Raw genomic sequence first — 22857 nt, forward strand, 5'->3', positions numbered from 1 at the left:
CCCCTCGCTCACCCTGGCTTTGGAGGCCCGACCATGCGTGACATCGTCCTCTGCAACCCCGTTCGGACCGCCATCGGCGGCTACGGCGGCAGCCTGAAGGGGATCACCGCGACCGAGCTCGGCGCGGTCGCGATCCGCGAGACGCTCCGTCGTTCGGGGCTCGACGCGGGCAGGCTCGAAAGCGTCACGATGGGCAACGTCGTCCAAGCCGGGAACCGCATGAACCCGGCCCGCCAGGCCGCAGTGAACGGGGGCGTGCCGGTCTCGGTGCCGGCCATGACGGTGAACCGCGTCTGCGGCTCCGGCGCCCAGGCCATAGCGACGGCGGCGGACGAGATCCGGCTCGGCCACCACGACGTCGCGGTCGCGGGTGGCATGGAGAACATGGACCGGGCGCCGTACCTGATGGAGGGCGGGCGCTGGGGCCACCGCATGGGCCATGCCCTGATCCTCGACAGCATGTTGAGCGACGGGCTCAATGACGCCTTCTCAGGCGAGCACTCCGGGTGGCACACCGAGGACCTAGCGACGCGCGCCCAGATCGGCCGCGATGCCCAGGATGCCTGGGCGGCCCGCTCCCAGGCGCGGTTCGAGAAAGCTCGGTCCACCGGCGCGTTCGATGCCGAGATCGTTGCCGTCGAGATCAAGGGTCGCAAGGGGGTGGAGACCTTCGCTCTCGACGAGGCGCCACGGCCGGAGACCACCGTCGACACGTTGTCGAAGCTTAAGCCCGCCTTCCGCAAGGACGGGACGATCACGGCCGGCAACGCGCCCGGCCTGAACTCCGGTGCGGCGGCGATGCTCGTGGCCGAGCGGGGTTTCGCCGAGGCCAACAACCTGGAGGCGTTCGGGCGGCTCGTCGCCTACGGCATCGGGGCCTGCGAGCCGGGCCTGTTCGGCCTGGGTCCGGTGCCGGCCGTCCGCCAGGCGCTGGAGCGTGCCGGGTGGTCGCTCGGCGACGTCGAGCGCTTCGAGATCAACGAGGCTTTCGGGGTCGTGCCCCTGGCCGTCGCCAAGGAGCTTGGCCTGCCCGAGGACATCGTCAACGTCGAGGGTGGCGCCATCGCACACGGCCATCCCATCGGCGCGACCGGCGCGGTTCTGACGACCCGCCTGCTCCATTCCATGCGTCGCGACGGCATCCGGTGCGGCCTGGTCACGCTCTGCATCGGCGGGGGACAGGGCATCGCGCTCGCGGTCGAGGCCACCTGACGGGCCTATTCCAAGCTGCGCTTGGCCTTACGGGCTTCGGCGAGGTGCTCCGGACCCGAACCGCCCCGCCACCCGGCGAACGAAGAGGTCATGCCATGATACGCATCGAGACGGCCCGGCACGCGCTCAGGATTACTGTGCTGTCGCTGGCGATTGCCTGGGCGGCCTTGCCCGCGGCCGCCGCGGATGGGCCGACTGCGATACGGCTGCCGGACACCACCCATTTCCCGGAGAGCGTGACGTCCCTCGCCGACGGCACGCTCTTCGTCAGCAGCATCGCCGATGGAGGCGTTCTGAGGATCGCGGGCGGCGGGGCGGCGACGCTTTTCCTGAAACCCGGCGAGCATGGGACGCGGTCGACCTTCGGCCTCCTGGCCGACGAGCGGCGCGGCAACCTCTGGGTCGCCTCGAACGACGCCACGGCCATCGGCGCACCCGGACCGGCTGCCACGGAAGGCGGGTGGGTCAAGGCGTTCGACCTCGCGACGGGCGCACTCAAGATGAGCGTCCGGCTGCCGGGCGGGAAGGCCCTGGCGAACGACTTCGCCCTGGACGGGGACGGCGCGCTCTACGTCACCGACACGTTCGCCCCCCGGATCCTGAGGCTTAAACCGGGCGCCACGGCGTTCGAGGTCTTCGTCGAGGACGACGCGCTCAAGAACGGGCTCGACGGCATCGCCTTCGGGACCGACGGGAACCTGTACGTCAACACCTTCCTGGGCGGGGAGATGTTCCGCATCGGCGTGACGAACGGCGTCACCGGCCCGGTCACCAGGCTCGGAACGACGCGGGCCCTGAAGTTCCCGGACGGGCTGCGCCCGTTCCGTGACGGCTTCGTGATGGTCGAGGGCAGTGGCGCCTTGAGCCGGGTCACCGTCTCGGGCGACCAAGCGCGGATCGAACCCATCGCGCAGTTCGCCGGCCCGACGGGCGTGACGGTCGTGGGCCACAGGATCTGGGTCGCCGAGGGCCAGCTGTCGCTGCTCTCCGCGGCGTCCAAGGACGGCCGGGAGGCGCCGAGCTTCCACCTGCGCTCCGCCGACGTGAAGTAGGCGCCCCCCGGGACTCTGGAAGCGTCACGCATTCCGGCCGCTCCAGAACCCGCCGCACGCAAGCGAGGACATGGCCATGATCGGGTCCACGGTTCGGAAACTGCTCTCGCCGGCTACTTGGCGAAGCCTTCGCGAGGGGCTCGGAGCGATGGAGGCCGCCCTGGCCACGACCGAGGCGGAGATCCACGACCGACGCATCTCGCGACTCGAAGCCGAGATGGCCGAGTTGCGCGCTCGGACCGGCCTCCCGCCTCTTGCCGCCCAGTCGAGACCGGCGGGGTCGTCATGCCCACCGTGAACGGTTCGCCCGCCATCGACGAGGAAGCACCGACGTTGGGCGGCATCGGAGGCCGGGCTCTCAACAAGCGCGAGATGGTCGCGAAGGTCTGTTTGCCGAAGGGAGCCGTTGTGATGTCGCAAGTAACGATCGATACCGTGGAGGATGATGCTCGGAAGTACACGCGCCGCTGGCTTCACTCCGGGGACATCGCCTACGCCACGCTGAAGGATGGGACCCGGGTGCGCTACGTCCGATCCGGCGAAGGGCCACATCTCGTCTTGACGCACACAGTGCGCACGCAACTGGACATCTTCCAGTTCGTGATCCCCCTACTGTCGCGGCACTTCACCGTCTACGCCCTCGACCTGCCGGGATTTGGCTGGTCCGACCTCCTGCCGGAGCGCCCGAAGGATGAGCCGACGCTCCGGGCGCAGCTCAGGGAGTTCCTGCAGGTGCTCGGCCTCCGCCGTCCGATACTGGCCGGCGAGTCGATAGGCGCCACGCTCTCGCTCTCGCTGGCGGCGGAACTCGGGGACGGGGTAGACCGCGTCGTGGCCTTCAACACCTACGACTACCTGCCCGGCCTGGAGCGGGCCAACCTCCTCGCGTCGGTCATCATAAAGGGCGTGCGCGCCCCTCTGATCGGCCCGGTGTTCGCGTCGAAGGAGAACCGTTCGATCACCGGCGGCATCCTCAAGGGCGGCTTCGCCGACCCGAGGAAGCTGCCCGACGACCTGCTCGACGAGATCTCGCGTGTGGGCATGCGTCGGGATTACGGGAAGGGCATGCGGCGGCTGCTCAAGGCGCTTCCGAGCTTCGTCGCGGCCCGTTCGCGATACGGCGCGATCAAGGTTCCCGTGACACTCGTTTGGGGCGACCACGATTGGTCCTCCCTTGCGGATCGCGCCGGCGTCGAGCGAAGCGTACCCGCGCCGAAGGTGATGACCCTCGCAGGCACGGGCCACTTCAGCGCGCTTGAGCGCCCTCAGGACTGGGCGAGCATCATCATTTCCGCGGCGAAGAACTGAACGTCGAAAGCTCGATATGTCCGATGCCACCATGGTCTCGCCGGTTTCCTGCCGACGGCGGTCATCGAACGCCGCGAGACGGAGGCGACCACCCGGCGACCTGACGGTGCGCCATGAGGCGACGAGCAGGGGCCGTATTTCAAACCGCTCCCGGGAGGTTCGCGGATCTCTCGGGCGACCACCGGCCCATCGCGCCGAACCGTGTTGTTCGGCAGTGGAGCCTTCGTGCTTGCCGGTAACACCGCTCATGGTGCCAGGCATTCTCTAGGAGGAGCAGGAGACCCGATGAAGAACCCCGAGATCTCGTCCGTTCCCGTCACGACCGAGCACGTCACGATCCGGTCAGCGAAGCCGTTCGAGGCGGTGCGGGCGGCGTTGGAGGCCGCGTTGTCCTTGATTGACAATGCCTACGTTCAGCTTCTGGCCGCCGGAAAGGTTGATGCGGCCCGCGATCTTCTGGGGAGGCAGGCACCCCTCTCGATCTTCGGCACGCGAAATCATGGCCAACTGCTGCAGGTCGCCGGACTGCAACGCCGGGCGATCCAGTACGACATCGGCAACCCGCTCACGGCTTCGATGATGACGCGACACGTCCTCTCGTCCGCGCTCTACGCCCCGATCAGGGTACTTCTGAGCGAGGATCAGGACGGACGCGCCGTCTTCGAGTACGACCGGCCGAGGAACAGTTTCGGTCAGTTCGGCGACAAGGACGTCGATGCGGTGGCGGGCGAACTCGACGGACGCCTGCGGGAGGCGCTGGTGGCTGCGTCCACCTGAGACGTGAAGCGTCCAGGGAAGACAGGGCCACACGATGGTCTCGGACGGTTCCGGCACGCAGGCGCCGGCGAGCGTTCGTGACGCGATCCGGGACCACCGGTCGTGACGTGTCCTGGTCTCTGGCCTGTCGACGGCGCGACCGGGTCACGGTCGGGGCCGCGACGATGGCTCTGCACGCCGGTCCCATCCGGCGCGCCTCTGGCGATGTCCCACGCGCCGATCATGGCTCAAGAGCCCTCGCCACCCGGAGGCCGAGGGTGGCGCCTCAGCGGTTCACCACGCTGCCGGCCTCGGCGACGACGGGCCGGGATGCGGCAGCGGGCGGCACCACGGAGGGCGTGGTCGTCAACTCCGAGGTCGGATGCACCGCCGCCGTGGTGCGGGCCTGCTCACGATAGAGCGGCGGCATGACGTGGATGCGGTCGTCCGCCGATGCCGCGCCGGCCAGGGTGGCGGTCGCGGCGGCGGAGAGAACGAGCGAGCGCATGTTCATGGCACCATTCCTTTGAGATGCACAGGGCTGGAGCCCCGGTTCAATTGAGATATGCTTTGCCGAATGCCGAGGTCCCAGCGGATGTCATTGACGTACTCATCAATGACATCCGTCTTGCTTGCGGCGCTTGGCGATCTTCGGTGGAGACGTTTCAGTAATTCGGAGCGTTGAGCCTCGCGCCCCAGACGTTGATGGTCCGGCTTGCCTGTCTGTCACCCGCGGTCGCGCTCGCGCCTGACGACGCCGCCAGGCCCGAAGCGTAGGCACGTTCGGGAGCGACGAAGGTTTTGGCAGTCGCGGCCCGGTTGCCGGACGCCGCGGCGGGCACGCCCAGGGATGAGCCCGGGACATTGAAGGTGTGTCCCCAGGCCTCGAACGTCTGTGCCTCCTGGGCCAGGGCCGGAGCGGCGATGGCGGCCAGGCTGACGGCGACAGCTGCGGCTGCGAGGGCGGATCGAACGGTCATCGGGGTTCTCCTTGTCAGGTGAGCGTCGGCAGTGGCGTGATCCCTGTGGACCGGCTCCTCGACTCGCTGCGATTACGTTGATATAAACCTTATTTCACGCACCGCTGTGCGCTGTCGCACATTAGTTGATATCAACTCTTTTGGCGGGACTGGTGGATTTCCGCCATCAGAGATTGCAAGAGGCGGCGATGATCCTCATATTGTTGGTATCAACTTTTTCTGGGGAGCTTCCCATGGCGCCCGGTGCCGACCTGACCCCCACCATCGCGGCGGCTGTCGAGCAAACCTGCTTCAGCTTCGCGGCCCAAAGGGCGGCGCGCGCCATCGGGCGTCGGTATGATGCCGCCCTCCGTCCAACGGGACTGTCAAACTGGCAGTTCACGTTGCTGATGATGCTTATCCGCGACGAGGCACCGACCATCGGCGCCCTCGCGCACGACTTGGCGTCGGACCGCACGACCATCACCGCCAACCTGAAGCCCCTGGAACGTCGCGGGCTCCTCGCGATCCAGCCCGACGCCGAGGACCGGCGCATCAGGCGCGTCGTGCCAACGGACGAGGGCCGAGCGCTCCTGGCACGGGCGTACCCCCTATGGGAGAACGCCCAGGCGGCCTGCGCGGGCCAGCTCGGCAAGGTCGGTCAGAAGGCTTTCCGTTCCGCCGTTGACGCGCTGTCGACGTGAGCAGGCCCGGCTGTCCCAACTCGTCTAGCTGATCCGGAATGCCCTGATCGGCGCAAGCCTTGCGCTCATACGGCACCAAACCCTTACCGTGCCCTCAGCGGTCCGAAAGGTCGACAACCAATCCCGGACGAACTCCCGAAGCCTCGTCTGCCTGCCCTCGGGTGTCGAGCAGGGTCCAAAGGGTCGTCAGCCCGCGCGCGAGCACGGGGACGGAGACATCTAACACGGGAAGGGACATGCGGACTCTGCCAAAGGATCTCGAACGAGGGGCGGGCAAGGTACCGAGGGTGCCCCAGCACGCGGGCGGCTCACGGGCGCTCACCGCACTAAGTTGACGGTGCTTGTCATCGGGCGTGCGAACGCGGTGACCTCAGGAGCGCGAGCGGGAGGAGGCAAGCGAGCGTCAAACCCGCCATCAACCACCACGTGTGCTCGAAGGCGACCAACCGAGCAGCTGGCGTGCCCGGCGTGCCCGTCACAGCGACGAAGATCGCCACGCCGAGAGCGAGGGCGGTCTGGCGTGCCATGTTCAAGACGCCCGAGCCGGTGGCGAAGGACGAGGGGGGTAGCGCGGCCGTCCCGGCGCCCATCAGCGTCGGGAAGGCCAGCCCGACGCCAACGCCGAGGAACGTCATGCCGACAAGCGCTGCGGGAAGGTTGGGGTCGAGCCCCGGCACGAGAGCCCACCAGATCAGGCCGCCGGCGAACAGGACGATGCCGAGCGCCACGACGGCCGCCTGACCGATCCGGGCGATCAGAGGGCCCGCGACCAGAAGCGACGTTACTGGAACGAGGAACGGCCCCGGCGCGATGGTCAGGCCGGCCTTGAGTCCCGACCAGCCCCAGCCCTCCTGAAGCCAGAGCGCAATCGACAGCAGCATGGCGCCGAAGGCGACAGAGTATGGCGCCAGGATCAGCGCCGCGCCGGTGAACGGTACGATGTGGAACAGCTTCGGGTCGACCAGTGGGTTGTCCGACCGCAGGCAATCGACGACGAACAAGGCCAGGAGGACAACCGCCGAGGCGAGCGTCAGGATGGTGGCGCCCGATGCCCAGCCCCACTCAGCCGAGCTCATGATCCCGAAGGTAAGGAGGCCGACGCCGAGCGTGACGAGCAGCGCGCCCCAGGCATCCGGCCGGCGCACGGCGTGACCGGGGATGGACGGCAGCTTCCGTATGCCGATGACGAGTGCGAAGACGCCGATCGGCACGTTCACGATGAAGATCCAGCGCCAGCTCCACGCCACGAGCAGGCCGCCGATGACGGGGCCCAGCGCCGCGGCGAAGCCGCCGATGGCCGTCCAGGTCCGCACCGCGTGACCGCGCCGCTCGGCCGGGAAGGTCGCGAGCAGGAGGCCGAGCGACGTCGGCGTCATCAGCGCGGCGCCGGCGGCCTGGACAATGCGGAATGCCACCAGCATCCCGACGCTCGTCGCCGCGGCACAGGCCGCCGAGGAGAGCGTGAACAGCGCCACGCCGAGCAGGAAGCTGGCGTCGCGGCGATAGCGTTCGGCGAGCCGTCCGAAGAACACCAGCAGCGCCGCGTAGACGATGGCGTAGGCATTCAGGATCCAGGACAGCTGCTGCAGGTCCGCACCCCGGAAGTCCCGGGCGATGTCCGGCAACGCGACGTTGACGATGAACAGGTCGAGGTTGGCCAGCACGATGCCGACGCAGACGATTGCGAGCACTTGGTTCGGCCGAGCCATCCGCGCCTCCGCTGGAACGGGCGACTCGCCTTCGGCGATGGGGTCGACGGAACTCGCGGCGAGCTCACCAGGGTGCATCGTCGTCTCCAATTACCACTGCCCGACGGGACATTTCATCGGGATCGTCGACCGGCGGCGCGCTGCAGCTCGGTGCATCGAAACCGGGGCGGGCGGCCCGGCCCGGATCGCCGGGATCCTCGCTTCCACAAGGCCAGCACACTCCTGCGTGCCGGCCTTGCGCGAGGCGAGACCGCGTCGGCGGAGCATCGACGCGTACCCATGCGCGACGGATACGCGCCGCCGAGCCGCAGGCCTTGGACCGGTGCCGAGCATCACCTTCAGGCGACCTTCGTGTCCCCCGGACCACGGCGCCGGCGGAACGAACTCAGGCCGCGACCGGGGTGCGATAGCGTCCGGCGACGTCCCGCTTCGACAGGTTCGGTCCCATCGCCAGACGGGCCTCGTCGAAGGCTTTCCATTGGCCCTCATCCGGAAGCGGTGGGATGGTCACGATCTCGCCGTGGTCGAACCCGACCAGGGCGGCGTCGACCAGGTCGTCCACCCCCATCACCATCTCGGCGGGGAATGCGTCGATGTCCTTGCCCGACCGCTCCCAGATCTCGGTCCGGGTCGCACCCGGGAGCACGGCCTGGACCCGCACGCCCGTGTCCTTCGTCTGGCTTGCGAGGGACAGAGTGAGGTTGAGCAGGTGCGCCTTGGATCCACTGTAGACGCCATCGAACATCTCGGGTGCGAGCGCGAGCACGGACGCGATGTTGATGATCCCGCCGGTACCCCGGGCGACAAAGGCCTTGCCGGCCGCGGCCGCGAGAAGCGTGGGGGCCGTGATGTTCAGGGCGATCAAGCGCTCCAGCGCCATCGGATCACTGTCGAGCAGGCCGCCGTGCAGGGACATGCCCGCGTTGTTGACGAGGAGCGTGATCGAGGGATCGTCCGCAAATTTCGCCTCGACGGCCCGCAGGTCCTCACGATTCGTGAGATCAGCCCTCATGACCTCCACGGTTCGCCCCGTGGCCTGCTTTAGCCTGGCGGCCAGGGCAACCAGACGCCCTACGTCGCGCGCCACCACGACGAGATCGTAGCCACGGGCGGCGAGACGGTCCGCATAAACCGCTCCGATCCCGGACGACGCTCCGGTGACGACCGCAGTCCCCTTCGCTTGCATGCTCATGTCGATGTCTCCCGGCGCCCGTGCCGGACGTCGCTTGCAAATGAGTAGCGAGTCGCTATTCTTTTGCAATGGACATCGAAAAACTTTCATCAAGCACGTGCCCAATCGCACATGGCTTAGCGCGTGTCGGTGACATCTGGAGCATGCTGGTCCTGCGGAATGCATCCGCCGGACAGACGCGCTTCGACCAGTTCCGGACGAGCCTTGGGATCGCACCCAACATCCTGTCCCGGCGCCTCAAGGCGCTGACCGATGCCGGCCTCTTGGAGAAGCGGCGCTACAACGAGCGGCCGCCACGAGACGAGTATGTGCTTTCGGTATCCGGCCGGGACTTTCTTCCCGTGCTGTTCGCGCTCGGCGAATGGGAGCGTCGACATCATGTTGGAGGACCTCTGAGCCGCATCGTTGACGCCAAGACCGGCGAAGAGATCACGGCGGTCGTCGTCGACGCGCAGACCGGCGAAAGATTTGCGGATCGTCCAACGCGGCTCCTCCGCCCAGGCGATGGGAACGTGTCCGCGATTGACACTGCGTCGACGCCGGCTCCGGCCTTACGGCCCCGATGACAGCTACGACGGACGGGCTGTTGTTGCCCCTTAAAGACCGGACAGGGTCTCCTGGGTTAATCGGGCGATGAACTCGCGCGGCGAACGGTAGCCGAGCGCACGATGAGGATGAAGGTTGTTGTAGTGCGCCAGCCAGACAGGAAGCTGGCGCAGCACGCTCTCGGCATCCGGCAGGGCCGAGACACGCACGTAGTCGCGTTTCAAGGTTCGCACGAACGCCTCGGCCATGCCGTTGCTCGGCGGGCTCTCCAGCGGCGTCGTTCTCGGTACCAACCCGAGGTCGCGGGCGAAGCGGCGAGTGTCGCGGGCGACGTAGCAACTGCCGTTGTCAGTCAGCCACTCGATCAGGCTTGGCAACTGGTTGACCGGCCCGAAGCGGTGTTCGACGGCGGCCACCATCAGGTCGCGGACGTCCTCGCCCGTGATGCCCGCCGTGGTCGCCACGTAGCTCATCGCCTCTCGATCACAGCAGTCGAGCGCGAAGGCGACCCGAACCCGCTCGCCGTTCTCCGCCGCGATCTCCAGTCCGTCCGAGCACCAGCGCGTGTTGCGCGCGGCCACCGCCACCTTGCCCTCGTGACGGCGCGTCTCGGCTCCCCCCGCATGTCGCTGGAGCAGGAGGCCGTGCACCTTCATGACCCGGTAGACCCGCTTCACGTTCGGCGCGGGCCGCCCATCCCGCTCGGCCTGCCGGCGCAGAAGGGCATGGACGCGCCGATAGCCGTAGGTCGGCAGATCTGCGATGAGCGCCTGGATTGCGGCCAGTAGCTCAGCGGCGGGTGCAGGCGGACGGCCGCGTCGGCCCATGGGCTTCCGGGCGGGGTAGCCCTGTCTGGACGAGGCGAGGTGCGGGCGCGACACACCCAAAGCCGAAGCCACCGCGCTCACCGGCCGTCCCCCGGCCACGAGGTCACGCGCGAGGGCAACTTTTTGGGGGCGGCGACCCGCTCCATCGCCTCGCGCAGGATCTCGGTCTCGAGCGTCTTCTTGCCCAGGAGCCGCTGCAGCTCGCGGATCTGTTGCTGGGCAGCACGAAGCTCGGAGGCTGGTACCACCTCCTCGCCGGCACCGGCGGCCGTGAACGCGCCGCGCTCCATCAGCCGACGCCACGTGAACAGCTGGTTGGCGTTCAGCCCGTGGCGGCGGGCGACGAGCGAGACGGACTGACCGGGCAGATAGGTCTCCTCGACGAGGCGCACCTTCTCCTGCGTGGTCCAGTGCCGACGCCGCTGGACGGAGGTGATCACCTCGATGCGCTCGGCGTGGGGCGGGTCGTTAGAACTCACCATACGGTCGGTCATAGGCACACACTTCCACAAGCGTGAGCCCCTGTCCGGTCATTTAGGGGGCTACTTCACGGGCTGCGCTCCAGCCCATCGCGCATGGCCATCCCATCGGTGCAACCGGCGCGGTGCTGACGACGCGCCTGCTCCAGTCCATGCGTCGGGACGGCATCCGCCGTGGACTGGTCACCCTCTGCATCGGCGGGGGTCAAGGTATCGCGCTGGCGCTGGAGGCCATTTAATCCGGCAGCCGGCCCAAGAGGGCGCGCACCGGTCGGGGCACGCAAACCTCGTCGACCCGCCCCGAAGCCTTCCTGGCCATCCCCAACTGCCAGCCCTCGCCACCGCCCCGCTGCTGCACGAGGTGGGACCCCCGAAAAGACCGAACGCCGATGTCGCCGTCGAGCCCGCACCGTCCCGCCGCCGAGTCGTGGAATGGTCCGACTCCGGCCTCATGGCACGCACCGGGTAGGACCTGGATGGTCTCTCGTTCGTGCGTGCCCTCATCGCCGGCGAGGTTCCGCCGCCGCCGATGATCGCGCTGCTCGGCATCGACATCGTCTCGGCCGAAGCGGGTTGCGTGACGATGCGGATGGAGCCGGGCGAGTACCTCTACAATCCCCTAGGCTCGATCCATGGTGGCGCGACCGCGAGCCTGCTCGATACCGTCATGGCCTGTGTAAAGGGTGGGTCGAGCGGGTCACCGACAAAGGCATTCCAGCAGGTCGACACGGCCGAACCCGACGCTTAAAATTCATTCCTGCGCCGAACGGCCGACCTCCCGCATTCGACGGATTCGAGCCGCCGGATCGACCTTCCCCATCGGGGCGCCTGTCAAGGTATCAGTCGCATTTCTCGTAGCCTGGTGAGCTGCCTCAGGAAGCTATCGTGGGTATCCAGGCTTTCGCCGAAGCCGGCGTGGCGGATCTTGATCGTGCTCAGGGTCGTGTCATCGGAAAAGTTCAGCATGTAATCAAGGAACGCCCAGTTCGCGATCTGCCCGTAGGACGTGGGGACGAGCCCGTGCCTGGCGACGATCGTGTCCCAGAGATCCCCTTGGCCGCCCATCTGCTCGGTCAGCGACATCGGCAGCGGTTCGGCGACCGGAATACCGTAGAAATCGGCGAGGACGGTCCAGAGCTGGCGCCAGCGGAACTCGTCGCCGTTGGTGATATTGAAGATCTCGTTCCGCGCCGTCGCCGCACCGAGCGCCCATATGGTCGCCCGTCCAAGAACCTCCGCGTCCATCGTCTGCTGCAGGGCCGACCAGCCGGCCGCGCTGCCCGGGAAACGCAGCGGGACGCCCCGTTCCCGGCTCATGGCCGCATAGGTCGCCAAGCCCGTCACCAGGTTCATCGGCGAGTTGACGCTCGGACCCATCACGACATGAGGGCGCAGGACCGTGAACGCGCCGCCGGTGCGGTTCGACCACTCGGCGAGCATGTCCTCCTGCTGGTGATAGTGGATCGGCGCCAGGATGCGGGCTTGGCTCTCCTTCGCCGGCGCGTTGAACGACCCGAGATGGAAGCCGTACGACTTGGCGCCGCCCATCAGCACGACATGTCGGAGGGGCGTGTCGCGGTTCGAGAGGCCGTCGAGCGTGTTGGCCATCATCCGACGGTTTGGTTCGACGCCTGCGGCCATCGTCTCGCCCTCGACGTACGCCGCGAACACCAGGTCGGTGACGCCGCCGAGGGCGGAAAGCGCGGCCATCGCGGATGGCCTATCGAGCAGGTCGATGCCGACGTGGCGAGGAGCTTCGCGCCCGACGAAATGGTAACCCGGGGGCGGACGACGGGCCGCGGTCACCACGCCCCAGTCCGGATCCCGGAGCGCCGCGTCGATCACGCCCGTGCCGAGCACCCCGTAGGGCCCAACGACAAGCATCTCGTGGGTTGTACCGTTCTCGATGGGCGACGTCATGGGGGATCTCCTTCTCGGACAGGCGCACCCGCATCGGGTCGATCGCCTTGGCGCACCGGTTTCGGAACACCATCACGGCAAGTTAGCCCCGACGATTATTCGCGGTACCTATGGAGATGGAGCTTCTCTTATTCCCGGAGGTCTCGAATGACGACGATCCTGGAAAAGACGACGGGACTCATCGCCTTCGTCCGCACTGCCGAGGCTGGCTCGTTCAGCGCTGCCGGCCGCGTGGTAGGCTCGACCCAATCCGCCGTATCGAAGAGCGTGGCCCGGCTGGAGCGGCGTCTCGGCGTGCGCCTCATCCAACGGTCGACCCGCATCCTCAGCCTCACCACGGAGGGACAGGCCTATTACGAGCAGGTCGCCCCGCTGCTCCGTGCCATCGAGGATGCGGAGGACGTCGTGCAGGCCGCGACCACCGCCCATGGCCAGCTTCGGGTCTCGGCGCCGCAGGAGCTCGGACGCATGCTGATCTCGGCCTGGGCGGCCGAGTTCGTGCGGCGCCATCCCGGCGTGCACCTTGAGCTGAACATCAGCGACAGGAAGGTCGACCTCATCCGGGAGAGCTACGACATCGCCGTGCGGATGAGTCCGTTACGCGACACCGAGATGGTGGCGAGGCCCCTTGGGTCCTGTCGCTTCATGCTCGTCGCCTCGCCCGCCTACGTTGAGCGGCACGGGCGGCCGGACACGGTGGACGACCTGCAAAAGCACGCCTGCCTCCGCTATCTGCTGGCCGGGCGACCATGGCCCTACACGTTCGGTGATGTCGCCGTAGTGCCGGACGGGCCCTTCGCTTCAGACGACAGCGGGTCGCTCCGCCAGGCCGCCCTGATGGGCACGGGGGTCGCCTATCTGCTTCGGATCGCCGTCGCCGACGACCTGATGGCGGGGCGCCTCGTCGAACTGCTGCCGGGGCTGCCGACGGCCAGCAACACGGCGTATGCCGTTCACGCGTTCGGCCGGCGACTGCCGGTCCGCGCCCGTCTGTTCATCGAGTTCCTGTCCGAGCGTATGAAGGGCGCCGATACGTGACCGTCACGACGGTGTCGGTCCGTCCACGCCGCACCGTGCCCCTATCCGGGTCGGCGATTTGTGGCGCGCGCGACCAGGTCGTCGACCCGTGACAGGAACAGCCTCAGGACCTCCGGCGAGTGCTCCTTGCGATATCCGAGGACGAGGTCGATGCCCGGCGGCTGGCCGATCGTGGCCAAGGGGCGGCTGACGACCGACCAGGGCAGGAAGTTGCGAGCGTAGGCCGGCAAGAGGGCGACGCCCCTGGTGGACGAGACGAGCGACATCGCCATCGAGAGATTGTCCACCTCATGCGTCGGCGTGATGTCGAGGCCGGACCGCGCCAGGCATTCGTCGATGATCAGGCGCAGGGTCGGGGCGGTCCAGGCCACGATGATGTGTGGGTCATCCGCCAGGTCTTCGAGGCGGATCGCATCCCGTGTCGCCAGGCGATGGTCACTGGGGAGAATGACGATCAGCGGATCCTTCGTAAGGGGGACGAACGCGAGGTCCGGCATGTTCGCCTCAGCCCTCATGAAGGCGACGTCGACCTTGCCCTCCATCAGCGCCGCGGCGAGTTCGGGCGAGGTCCGGCTGGATATGGTGACGTCCACTTCCGGCAGCACGTCGCGCAGCACGCTGATAGCGCCCGCCAGCCAGTCCACTTCGTAACCCGTTAGAAAGCCCAGCACGAAGGCGGCCTTGACCGGGCGCGCAGCCTTGCGTGCAGCGTCCTTGGCCGCCTCGACCTGCGCAAGGGCCAGGCGAGCATGTTCCAGAAAGGCGCGGCCGGCCTCCGTCGTCACGACACCGCGCACACTGCGGTCGAGCAAAGCGACGCCGACCTCGGCTTCAAGGTCCCGGATCTGCCGGCTGAGCGAGGGCTGCGCGGTGTGCAGCCGTCGTTCGGCGGCGAGCGTCAGGCTGCCCTCCTCGGCAACGGCAACGAAGTAACGCAGGTGCCGCAGTTCCAAGACACGGCTCCATGCCTGCAAGGTATGCCCACCGTCCTACAAAGTCTTTTCCGCGACCGCCAGAACCACCTAGCCCTCTCTCCACCGGCGCCGGATACCGCGGCGCCAGGATCGGGACGGGGTGCCTCCGGCACACGGCGTCCGGGGTCCGGATGGAGGCTATCATGAGCAAGCAAGTCGTTCTCGTCACCGGCGGCCTCACGGGTATCGGCCGCGCCGCCGCCCTCGGTTTCGCCCGGGCGGGCGGCACCGTGGTCATCTCCGGGCGGCATGAGGATGCGGGTCGTGCCCTCGTCGCGGAGCTGGAGGCGACCGGCGCCGATGCCGCGTTCATCATGGCGGACGTCCGCAGTGATGAGGAGGTCGCCAACCTGGTCGATCAGGTGGTCGAGCGCTTCGGTCGCCTCGACGCGGCGGTCAACAACGCCGGCACCGAGGGCCGTCCCGGACCGGTCACCGAGCAGACGGCGGAGAGCCTAGCCGCGACCTTCGACACGAACGTCCTCGGCACGCTGCTGAGCATGAAGCACGAGCTGCGCGTCATGCAGGCGCAAGGATCCGGGAGCATCGTCAACGTCTCGTCGACCTACGGCCATGCCGGGGCGGCTGGTGCCTCGGTGTACGCGGCCAGCAAGCACGCGGTGGAGGGACTGACCAAGTCGGCCGCCCTGGAGGCGGCGGGCTTCGGCGTGCGCGTGAACGCGGTGGCCCCGGGGCCGACCGACACCGGCATGCTCGATCGCTTCACGGGAGGCGCGGAAGGCAAGGCCGGGCTCGTCTCCACGGTGCCGATGCGACGCGTGGGGACCACCGACGAGGTCGCGAACGCCATCGTGTTCCTGTCCTCGGATCGATCCTCGTTCACGACCGGCCAAATCCTGTCCGTGGACGGGGGTAAGTCCCTGGTGTGATCCCACGGCGCCACCGAGAACAAGGAGATGACATGGAACAATCAGCCCAGAGCGGCGGCAAGCCGATCAAGGTTCCCGGTCCGGACCACCCAATCGATATCGTACTCAACCCGAACCGCGTGGTCGTCACCGTGGCTGGTCGGGTGGTAGCCGACACCCACGAGGCCCTTACCCTGCGCGAGGCCGCCTATCCGCCCGTCCAGTACATCCCGCGCAAGGACGTCGACATGACGCTTCTCGCGCGGACCAATCATTCCACCTACTGCCCCTACAAGGGTGATTGCGTCTACTTCAGCGTGTCGCATGGCGGCGAGCGCTCCGTGGACGCCGTGTGGTCCTACGAGGCCCCGTACGCAGCCGTAAAGGCGATCAAGGATCACCTCGCCTTCTATCCCGACCGCGTGGATGCTCCCGTAGACCGGCCGGTGTCTTAACGATCCTCGTACCTCGGCATCCCGTGCCGGCTCAGCTGCATGCTCCCCGAACTCGCAAGGGACACCGCGGGAGCATCGGCGAGGGCGGCCGGTCGAGCGACCCCTTCAATCGTCAGGAGATCTGTCATGATCAACCTCACCGGGAAGACCGCTCTCGTCACCGGCGGCTCGCGCGGCATAGGCCGTTCCGCCGCCCTGGCGCTCGCAAAGGCCGGCGCTCAGGTGCTGGTGCATTACGGGCGCGCCGAGGCGGAGGCTGCAAGCCTCGTCGCCGAGATCGAGGCGGGTGGTGGTCGCGCCGACAAGATCGGCGTCGATCTCCAGCAACCGCAGGGCGCGCACACCCTGGCCGAGCATGCGCGGACCATCGTCGGCGAACGCCTCGACATCCTCGTGGCCAACGCCGGGATAGCCACGGCCGCGACCATCGAGGAGACGACGGTTACCGACTTCGACGCGCACTTCGCCGTGAACGTACGGGCGCCGTTCTTCCTTGTGCAGCAACTCTTGCCGATCCTCGGCAGTGGCAGCGGCATCGTTTTCACCGGCTCGGTCGTGGCCAACACCGTCGTCCCGAACCTCGCGGTCTACGCGGCCACGAAGGGCGCCATCGATACCTTGGTGAAGCACCTCGCCGCCGCGCTCGGTGGGCGCGGGATCCGCGTCAACGCAGTCGCACCGGGCGTGATCAACACCGACATGTCGCACTTCGCCAGGACCGAGGAAGGACAGGCATACATCCTCGGAATACAGGCCCTGCAACGCATCGGGCAGCCCGACGACGTGGGCGAGGTGATCGCGTTCCTCGCCTCGGACGCGTCGCGTTGGATCACCGGGGAAACGGTGCGAGTCGACGGTGGGTCCAAGCTTTGAGGCGGTTCAGCGGCGCGAGCCCGGACCCCGCCCGGGCAGCGAGGCGGGTGATCGCCGCCGCACCGTCATATCGGTCGATCACGGATCCACTTGCTCATCGAGTGCCAGTTCCCGCCTTCAGACCGGCGTCGTTGAACGCGTCTTGGAACTCCGGCGAGGTCAGGAAGCGCAACTCGGATTTGAGTGCGACGGCTCGCTCCATGCCGAAGACCGCTTCGAAGCGATCCTGGGCTCCGCGCCACAGCCGCGCCGTCTCGACGAGCTTGGCCTCTCCCTTCTCGGTCAGCGTGATGCGTCGGGCGCGACGATCCCGCGGATCGGGCACCAGTTGAAGATACCCGTCCCGCGTCAGCGGCTTCAGCGTGTGGCTGAGGCCGGACAGGTCCATGACCGCCCGTTCGGCGAGTTCACGCATCGTCGGCGAGCCCATCTTCCGAACTGTCGCGAGCAACCCATGCTGCGTGGCGCGCAAGCCGCTCGGCGCCAGAGCGTCGTCGTAGAGCTGGCCGATGCGGCGCATGGCCTGGCGCAGGACGGCGTTGCTGCAGGTGCTGGGATCGTCGGTCATGGTCGCGTCCTATCGCGATCGCTCGGTCGGGTACACGCGCCGCTGCGGACGAGCGTCGCGCTTTCCCGACGAAGGCTCGGCGGCTGGCTTGACCCGTCCGCGCAGGAACGTGCATATGCAAGTTATAGAAACTTGCATATGCACCTATATCCACTCGGTTCCGGCTTCATTCAATCGCGGCGTTGCCGCGGGTCCGCCACCTGTCGCCGTCGAGGTCACACGATGGACGCACGCACACGAGCGCTGCTGCACGATCCGGTCACGCCGACGTTGCTGCGCCTGGCAGCCCCGAACGTCCTGATGTCGGTGGTGCAGGCCTCGATCGGCCTGATCGAGACCTACTTCGTGGCCGAGCTCGGCACCGACGCCCTCGCCGGCATGGCCCTGGTCTTCCCGATCCTGATGTTCGTGCAGATGGTCTCGGCGGGTGCGGTCGGCGGCGGGATTCTCTCGGCGATCTCACGCGCGCTCGGCGGCGGTCGCGAGGACGAGGCGAACGGACTGGTATGGCATGCGGTGGCCATCGCGGTGGCCCTTGGCATTTTCACCACGGCGTTGGTGCTGGCGTTCGGACCTGAGCTGTTCCGGGCGATGGGCGGCACGGGCTTATCCCTCGATGCGGCCACGACCTATTCCGCCGTGGTGTTCTCGGGAGCGTTGCTCGTCTGGCTGTTCAACGCGCTGGCCGCGGTGATCCGGGGTACCGGAAACATGACCCTGCCGGCCACGGTGACGTGCGGGGGAGCGGTCGCGCTCGTTCCCCTGTCGCCCGCCCTAATCTTCGGCTGGGGGCCGATCCCACAGCTCGGCATCTTCGGTGGCGGCGTCGCGGTGCTCGCCTATTATGCGGTCGGCGTGGCGATCTTCGCCACCTACCTCTGGTCGGGGCGCGGCGTGCTCCGGCCACCCCTGCGCCCACCGGCGCTGTCCGGTGCGGCGCTCGGCGCGATCCTCCGGGTCGGCGCGGTCTCAGCGCTGGTCACCGCCACAACCAATGTCACGATCGCGACGGCGACCGGTCTCGTCGGACTGCAGGGACCAGGAGCAGTCGCCGGCTACGGCACCGGGGTACGCCTCGAATATCTCCTGGTCCCGATCGTGTTCGGTTTCGGCGCCCCGCTCTCAGCCATGGTCGGCACGGCGGCGGGCGCCGGCGACATCGGTCGGGCACGACGCTCGGCCTGGACCGGGGCGATCATCTCGGGATGCGTCACGGAGGTGCTGGGCATGGCCGCAGCCGTGGCGCCCGATGCCTGGCTCCGCCTGTTCGGCGATGACGCCACGATGCTGGCGACGGGAGCGGCGTACCTGCGCATCGTCGGCCCCTTCTACGGCTTCTTCGGTTTCGGCCTGGCGCTGTACTTCGCCGCGCAGGGTGCCGGCCGCGTCGGTTGGCCCCTGGCTTCCGGCATCGTCCGGGTCCTCGTGTCCCTCGGCGGCGGGGCCCTGGCGCTCCACCTCGGCTGGGGAACGAACGGCCTCTTCCTGGCCCTCGGCCTCGGACTGGCCGCGATGGGGACGGGCAACGCCGCGTCGCTGGCCTCCGGCGCCTGGCTTCCCCCGCGTCGCGCATCCCGGCCCACTACCGTCCAAGCCGACGACTATCCCGCCACGGCGAAATTCTAGGAGGCGCATCATGCAGACCCTCACGATCAACGGCACGCGGCACGACGTGGATGTCGAAGGCGACACGCCCTTGCTCTTCGTCCTGCGCGACACCCTCGGGCTGACCGGCACGAAGTACGGCTGCGGCATCGGTCAATGCGGGGCCTGTACCGTGATCCTCGACGGGCAGGCCACGCGCTCGTGCCAGATCCCGACGGAAAGCGTCGGGAACGCCAAGATCACGACGATCGAGGCGATCGGGCAGGACGCGGTCGGCAAGCGCGTCGTGGAGGCATGGGTCGGCGTGCAGGTGCCGCAATGCGGTTACTGCCAGTCCGGCCAGGTCATGGCCGCCACCGCCCTCCTGCAGCAGAACCCGAGACCTACCGACGGCGACATCGGGCAGGCGATGACGAACCTGTGCCGGTGCGGAACCTACAACGCCATCGCCGCCGCCGTGCGGCAGGCCGCGGCTTGAGGAGCGACGCACCATGAACGATCTCACCCCCCTGCGCCTCACCCACGCAACGCCGGCCGCGAGCCAGAAGCCGATACGCAACCTCTCCCGCCGCGGCTTCCTAGGCGCCGCGAGCGGCGCCCTGATCCTCAGCGTCGGACTTCCGGTGGATCCCGCTTTCGCTCAGGCGGAGGGCGCCGCGGCCATCGCCCCGAAGCCCGGAACGCGGGTCGCCGCGTTCCTCGAAATCCGTCCGGATGGCACGATCAAGCTCCTGAGCCCGTTCGTCGAGGGTGGGCAGGGCATCAACACCGGTCTCGCCCAGACCATCGGCGAGGAACTCGACATCGACCCGAGCCGGTTCGTGGTGGAATGCGCGCCGCCCGGCCCCGACTACGCCGTCGTCAACGGCCTGCGTCTGACCGGTGGCAGCTTCTCGACCCGATCGAGCTACGCCGTCATGCGCCGCCTCGGCGCCACCGCCCGGGAGATGCTGCTGCGCGCGGCCGCCGCCCGGCTCGACGTGAAGCAGGAGACGCTCACCACCGATGACGGCAGGGTGGTGCACAAGGCGTCGAACCGCAGCCTCGGGTACGGCGAACTGGCCGCGGCTGCCCTCACCCTACTGCCGCGCGAGGACGTGCCGCTCAAGGATCCCAAGGACTTCCGCTACATCGGCAAGCCGGTGGCCCGCCTCGACATGCAGGACAAGTCGACGGGCAAGGCCACTTACGCCATCGACCTCAAGGTCGAGGGCATGCTCCACGCCGCCGTGCAGCACGCCCCCCACCTCGGGACCGAACCAGAGGCGCTGACGGATGAGGCAGCGGTGAAGGCGATGCCGGGCGTGCACTCGGTCCACCGCCTGCCCGGCGCCGTGGCGGTTGTCGCCGACAGCTGGTGGCGGGCCCGCAAGGCGGTAGAGGCCTTGAGCGTCGCCTGGACGAAACCCGCCGCCGACGGCCTTGCCACCGTCTCGGGCACGTTCTCGTCGACTGCCATGCTGGCGGCCCTCAAGGCCACGCGCGAGCCCGGATTATCGGCCGAGGCGGAGGGGGACGTCGCCGGGGCGTTCGCCAAGGCAAGCCGGGTGGTCGAGGCGGAATACGACGCGCCCTACCTCGCCCATGCGCAGTTGGAGCCGCCCTCGTCCATCGCCCGCTTCAATGCGGACGGCACTCTCGACGTCTGGCTGCCGAACCAGATGCCGGAGCTGTTCCAGTCCGTGGCTGCGAAGGTCGCAGGGCTCCAGCCCGATGCTGTGCGCATCCACTCGCCGATGCTCGGCGGGTTCTTCGGGCGCCACTTCTACTACGGCTCGTCTAACCCGTTCCCGCAGGCGATCCTGCTCGCCAAGGCGACGGGCCGTCCGGTGCGGGTGCTGTGGTCGCGCGAGGAGGAGTTCGGCATGGATGCGGTGCGGCCCATCGGCTTCGCCCGCTTCCGCGCCGCGCTCGGGGCCGACGGGATGCCCCTTGCGATCCAAACGACCGCCGTGGGCGAGGGGCCGATCAGCCGCTGGTTCGGCTCGATCTTCAAGGCGCCGGTCGATTCCTCTGTGGTGGAGGGCCTCGACAAGAAGCCCTACGCGATCGCCAACCGACGCCTCAACTACGTGAAGGTCGCGCATCCCGTTACCATCGCCTTCTGGCGCTCGGTCGGTCACTCCATGAACGACTTCTTCTACGAGAGCTTCCTCGACGAGTTGGCCGATGCGGGCTCCAAGGATCCCTTTGCCTTGCGCATGGCGCTGCTGAAGGACAGCCCACGCCACGCCACCTTGCTCAAGGCCGTCGCCGACCTCGCGGGCGGCTGGAAGCGCGGCCCGTTCCAGGCCGCGGACGGGACCCGGCGCGCACGCGGCGTCTCCATGGCATCGCCCTTCGGCTCGGAGACCGCCACGATCGCCGAGGTGTCGCTCAAGGATGGCGAGGCAAAGGTTCACGACCTGTGGATCGCCATCGATCCGGGCAGCATCGTCAACCCGGCCATCGTCAAGCGCCAGGTCGAGAGCGCCGCCGCTCTCGGGCTCTCGGCAACCTTGCTAGAGCAGGTGGTCTATGAGGGCGGAACGCGGCAGGCCCGCAACTACGATACCTACCCCATCCTCGACCGGGACCGCATGCCGCGCGTGCACGTCACCATCATCGAGAGTGGCGCCCCCATGGGCGGCATCGGCGAGCCGGGCCTGCCCGGCGTTCCACCCGCGGTGGTCAACGCGGTCGCCGCCCTGACCGGCCGCCGCGTGCGCAGCCTGCCGCTCGCCAAGGAAAAGCTTTCGGGCGTTTAGTGCACAGGCTGGTGCAGGTTGCACACACTCATCGAGACTGGGGATCGATCGTCCATGGACCGCCCCAGCATCGAACAGCGATGAGACGACGTCGGCGAAGAGAGGCGAATCGATCAAATTCGGCGGTGAAATCAAATCCGGCGGAAATCAACGAAATCGATATCTGCCCCTGTCTGGATGCGAGACCTCCTTGGCGCGTGCAACTACCTTGAGAGCTTTCGGGAGTGCCTCCGGGTCCGGCGGTTTGGTGACCGGCTTGGCGAGCTCAGGCTTCGCCTTCAGCCGCTCGCGCAGGACCCTGTCGGGTGAGCGGCCCTTCAGGACGCGCTGACGGCGGCCGTTGTAGGCGACGTTGAAGCCGGTCAGCAGCGTCTCAAGATCCTGGTGGCTCCAGAGCGTGATGCCCAGCACCTCGCGCTGCACGCGGCCGTTGAAGCGCTCAACCATGCCGTTGGTCTTCGGCGTGTAAGGTTTCGTCGTGCGATGCTGCACACCGTGCCGCTTGCAGGCGTGCTCGAAGGCGTCGGCCGTGAAGCACGAGCCGCGGTCAGTGAGCACGTGCGTAACCTTGAAGGGAAAGGCGCCGAGCGCCTCGTCGAGGAAGGCGACGGCGGAGGCGGTGGTCTCGTCGTCCTTGACGGCCAAGTGCACGTAGCGCGAGGCGCGGTCGATCGCGACGTACAGGTAGCGCTTGCGCAGGACGCGATCACAGTCCTGCAGCTTGGGCAGGTGTTTTACGTCGACGTGGATAAAGCCGACCTCGTAGTCCTTGAAGCTGCCGTGCGGCTTGCGGGCCTTCTCAGCGGGCGGCAGCCGGTTGAGGCCCTCGGCCTTGAGGATGCGGTAGACCGCGTCCCGGTTCAGGTGTGAACCGCCCCGGGTTTCCCGGAGGCTCCAACTCTTGAGAGACTGGAGCCATGACGAAGCATACCCCACCGTTTTCCCCTGAGGTCCGCGAGCGGGCTGTCCGGATGGTCCGGGAGCATCAGGGCGAGCACAGCTCACCCTGGGCCGCGATGCAGTCGATCGCCGCCAAGATCGGCTGCTCGGGCGAGACGCTGCGG

General features: G+C 67.9%; 22 protein-coding genes and 3 pseudogenes. 16 read left to right on the forward strand and 9 right to left on the reverse strand.

Features of this window, described 5'->3' with window-relative positions; genetic code table 11:
- The first annotated feature begins 33 nt into the window (after positions 1-33).
- From CIW48_RS21385 to CIW48_RS21400, 4 genes are all read left to right on the forward strand, one after another.
- Positions 34-1212, forward strand: coding sequence for an acetyl-CoA C-acyltransferase (locus CIW48_RS21385; protein WP_149312567.1), 1179 nt, complete (start codon positions 34-36; stop codon positions 1210-1212).
- A 95-nt stretch (positions 1213-1307) separates the two neighbouring features.
- Positions 1308-2264, forward strand: a complete 957-nt coding sequence (locus tag CIW48_RS34170; protein WP_149312568.1) for a hypothetical protein — start codon at positions 1308-1310, stop codon at positions 2262-2264.
- 411 nt (positions 2265-2675) lie between these two features.
- Positions 2676-3572, forward strand: coding sequence for an alpha/beta hydrolase (locus tag CIW48_RS21395; protein WP_149312569.1), 897 nt, complete (start codon positions 2676-2678; stop codon positions 3570-3572).
- Positions 3573-3857: 285 nt separating this feature from the next.
- Positions 3858-4349, forward strand: a complete 492-nt coding sequence (locus CIW48_RS21400) for a DUF302 domain-containing protein (RefSeq protein ID WP_149312570.1) — start codon at positions 3858-3860, stop codon at positions 4347-4349.
- A gap of 265 nt (positions 4350-4614) precedes the next feature.
- On the opposite strand, the gene CIW48_RS21405 is transcribed toward CIW48_RS21400, so the two are convergent.
- Together CIW48_RS21405 and CIW48_RS21410 are read right to left on the reverse strand one after the other, a co-directional pair.
- The gene (locus CIW48_RS21405; protein WP_149312571.1) at positions 4615-4842 is read right to left on the reverse strand and encodes a hypothetical protein; all 228 of its coding nucleotides are present in this window, start codon (positions 4840-4842) and stop codon (positions 4615-4617) included.
- A 151-nt stretch (positions 4843-4993) separates the two neighbouring features.
- On the reverse strand, positions 4994-5308 hold the full coding sequence (locus CIW48_RS21410; protein WP_149312572.1) for a hypothetical protein: 315 nt from the start codon (positions 5306-5308) through the stop codon (positions 4994-4996).
- Positions 5309-5541: 233 nt separating this feature from the next.
- On the opposite strand from CIW48_RS21410, the gene CIW48_RS21415 reads away from it, so the two are divergent.
- On the forward strand, positions 5542-5991 hold the full coding sequence (locus tag CIW48_RS21415) for a MarR family winged helix-turn-helix transcriptional regulator (RefSeq protein ID WP_149312589.1): 450 nt from the start codon (positions 5542-5544) through the stop codon (positions 5989-5991).
- A gap of 344 nt (positions 5992-6335) precedes the next feature.
- On the opposite strand, the gene CIW48_RS21420 is transcribed toward CIW48_RS21415, so the two are convergent.
- Positions 6336-7778 (reverse strand): DHA2 family efflux MFS transporter permease subunit, encoded by a 1443-nt coding sequence (locus CIW48_RS21420; protein WP_197739364.1) that lies wholly within the window; start codon positions 7776-7778, stop codon positions 6336-6338.
- A gap of 307 nt (positions 7779-8085) precedes the next feature.
- On the reverse strand, positions 8086-8892 hold the full coding sequence (locus CIW48_RS21425; protein ID WP_149312573.1) for an SDR family NAD(P)-dependent oxidoreductase: 807 nt from the start codon (positions 8890-8892) through the stop codon (positions 8086-8088).
- A gap of 74 nt (positions 8893-8966) precedes the next feature.
- Between CIW48_RS21425 and CIW48_RS21430 the strand changes: the two genes are divergently transcribed.
- The gene (locus tag CIW48_RS21430; RefSeq protein ID WP_149312591.1) at positions 8967-9458 is read left to right on the forward strand and encodes a helix-turn-helix domain-containing protein; all 492 of its coding nucleotides are present in this window, start codon (positions 8967-8969) and stop codon (positions 9456-9458) included.
- Positions 9459-9488: 30 nt separating this feature from the next.
- On the opposite strand, the gene CIW48_RS21435 is transcribed toward CIW48_RS21430, so the two are convergent.
- Positions 9489-10747 (reverse strand): IS3 family transposase gene (locus CIW48_RS21435; RefSeq protein WP_246695360.1). Its coding sequence is split into 2 segments (ribosomal slippage): positions 9489-10397 and positions 10400-10747, totalling 1257 coding nucleotides; the frame shifts between segments, so codons are not numbered across the junction.
- An 86-nt stretch (positions 10748-10833) separates the two neighbouring features.
- On the opposite strand from CIW48_RS21435, the pseudogene CIW48_RS21440 reads away from it, so the two are divergent.
- Positions 10834-10983 (forward strand): annotated as a pseudogene (locus tag CIW48_RS21440) (acetyl-CoA C-acyltransferase); the annotation flags it as partial.
- 251 nt (positions 10984-11234) lie between these two features.
- On the forward strand, positions 11235-11492 hold the full coding sequence (locus CIW48_RS21445; RefSeq protein ID WP_246695358.1) for a PaaI family thioesterase: 258 nt from the start codon (positions 11235-11237) through the stop codon (positions 11490-11492).
- An 83-nt stretch (positions 11493-11575) separates the two neighbouring features.
- Here CIW48_RS21445 and CIW48_RS21450 read toward each other — a convergent pair whose 3' ends face one another.
- Entirely contained in the window at positions 11576-12589 is a 1014-nt protein-coding gene (locus tag CIW48_RS21450; RefSeq protein WP_197739365.1) for an SDR family oxidoreductase, read from the reverse strand.
- Positions 12590-12811: 222 nt separating this feature from the next.
- On the opposite strand from CIW48_RS21450, the gene CIW48_RS21455 reads away from it, so the two are divergent.
- Positions 12812-13702 carry a LysR family transcriptional regulator gene (locus CIW48_RS21455; protein WP_149312574.1) on the forward strand — a complete coding sequence of 297 codons (891 nt, stop codon included), beginning with the start codon at positions 12812-12814 and terminating at the stop codon, positions 13700-13702.
- Positions 13703-13743: 41 nt separating this feature from the next.
- Here the strand turns inward: CIW48_RS21455 and CIW48_RS21460 are convergent, their stop codons facing one another.
- Positions 13744-14655 (reverse strand): LysR family transcriptional regulator, encoded by a 912-nt coding sequence (locus CIW48_RS21460; protein WP_149312575.1) that lies wholly within the window; start codon positions 14653-14655, stop codon positions 13744-13746.
- 164 nt (positions 14656-14819) lie between these two features.
- On the opposite strand from CIW48_RS21460, the gene CIW48_RS21465 reads away from it, so the two are divergent.
- From CIW48_RS21465 to CIW48_RS21475, 3 genes are all read left to right on the forward strand, one after another.
- Entirely contained in the window at positions 14820-15566 is a 747-nt protein-coding gene (locus CIW48_RS21465; protein ID WP_149312576.1) for a glucose 1-dehydrogenase, read from the forward strand.
- Between the two features lie 32 nt (positions 15567-15598).
- Positions 15599-16000, forward strand: a complete 402-nt coding sequence (locus CIW48_RS21470; protein WP_149312577.1) for a DUF427 domain-containing protein — start codon at positions 15599-15601, stop codon at positions 15998-16000.
- A gap of 126 nt (positions 16001-16126) precedes the next feature.
- Positions 16127-16873 (forward strand): SDR family oxidoreductase, encoded by a 747-nt coding sequence (locus CIW48_RS21475; protein ID WP_149312578.1) that lies wholly within the window; start codon positions 16127-16129, stop codon positions 16871-16873.
- Positions 16874-16967: 94 nt separating this feature from the next.
- On the opposite strand, the gene CIW48_RS21480 is transcribed toward CIW48_RS21475, so the two are convergent.
- Entirely contained in the window at positions 16968-17441 is a 474-nt protein-coding gene (locus CIW48_RS21480) for a MarR family winged helix-turn-helix transcriptional regulator (protein ID WP_149312579.1), read from the reverse strand.
- 222 nt (positions 17442-17663) lie between these two features.
- Here CIW48_RS21480 and CIW48_RS21485 point away from each other — a divergent pair, with 222 nt between their 5' ends.
- The 3 genes from CIW48_RS21485 to CIW48_RS21495 are packed head-to-tail and all read left to right on the forward strand — an operon-like array spanning position 17664 to position 21793.
- Positions 17664-19067: an MATE family efflux transporter gene (locus CIW48_RS21485; protein ID WP_149312580.1), complete on the forward strand. Its 1404-nt coding sequence runs from the start codon at positions 17664-17666 to the stop codon at positions 19065-19067.
- A 10-nt stretch (positions 19068-19077) separates the two neighbouring features.
- Positions 19078-19524 carry a (2Fe-2S)-binding protein gene (locus CIW48_RS21490; RefSeq protein ID WP_149312581.1) on the forward strand — a complete coding sequence of 149 codons (447 nt, stop codon included), beginning with the start codon at positions 19078-19080 and terminating at the stop codon, positions 19522-19524.
- A 13-nt stretch (positions 19525-19537) separates the two neighbouring features.
- On the forward strand, positions 19538-21793 hold the full coding sequence (locus tag CIW48_RS21495) for a xanthine dehydrogenase family protein molybdopterin-binding subunit (protein WP_149312582.1): 2256 nt from the start codon (positions 19538-19540) through the stop codon (positions 21791-21793).
- Between the two features lie 147 nt (positions 21794-21940).
- Here the strand turns inward: CIW48_RS21495 and CIW48_RS21500 are convergent.
- Positions 21941-22660: pseudogene (locus CIW48_RS21500) on the reverse strand (DDE-type integrase/transposase/recombinase); the annotation flags it as partial.
- A gap of 50 nt (positions 22661-22710) precedes the next feature.
- Between CIW48_RS21500 and CIW48_RS21505 the strand changes: the two are divergent.
- Positions 22711-22857: pseudogene (locus tag CIW48_RS21505) on the forward strand (IS3 family transposase); the annotation flags it as partial.

Source organism: Methylobacterium sp. P1-11 (genome assembly GCF_008329595.1).
Taxonomy (GTDB): domain Bacteria; phylum Pseudomonadota; class Alphaproteobacteria; order Rhizobiales; family Beijerinckiaceae; genus Methylobacterium.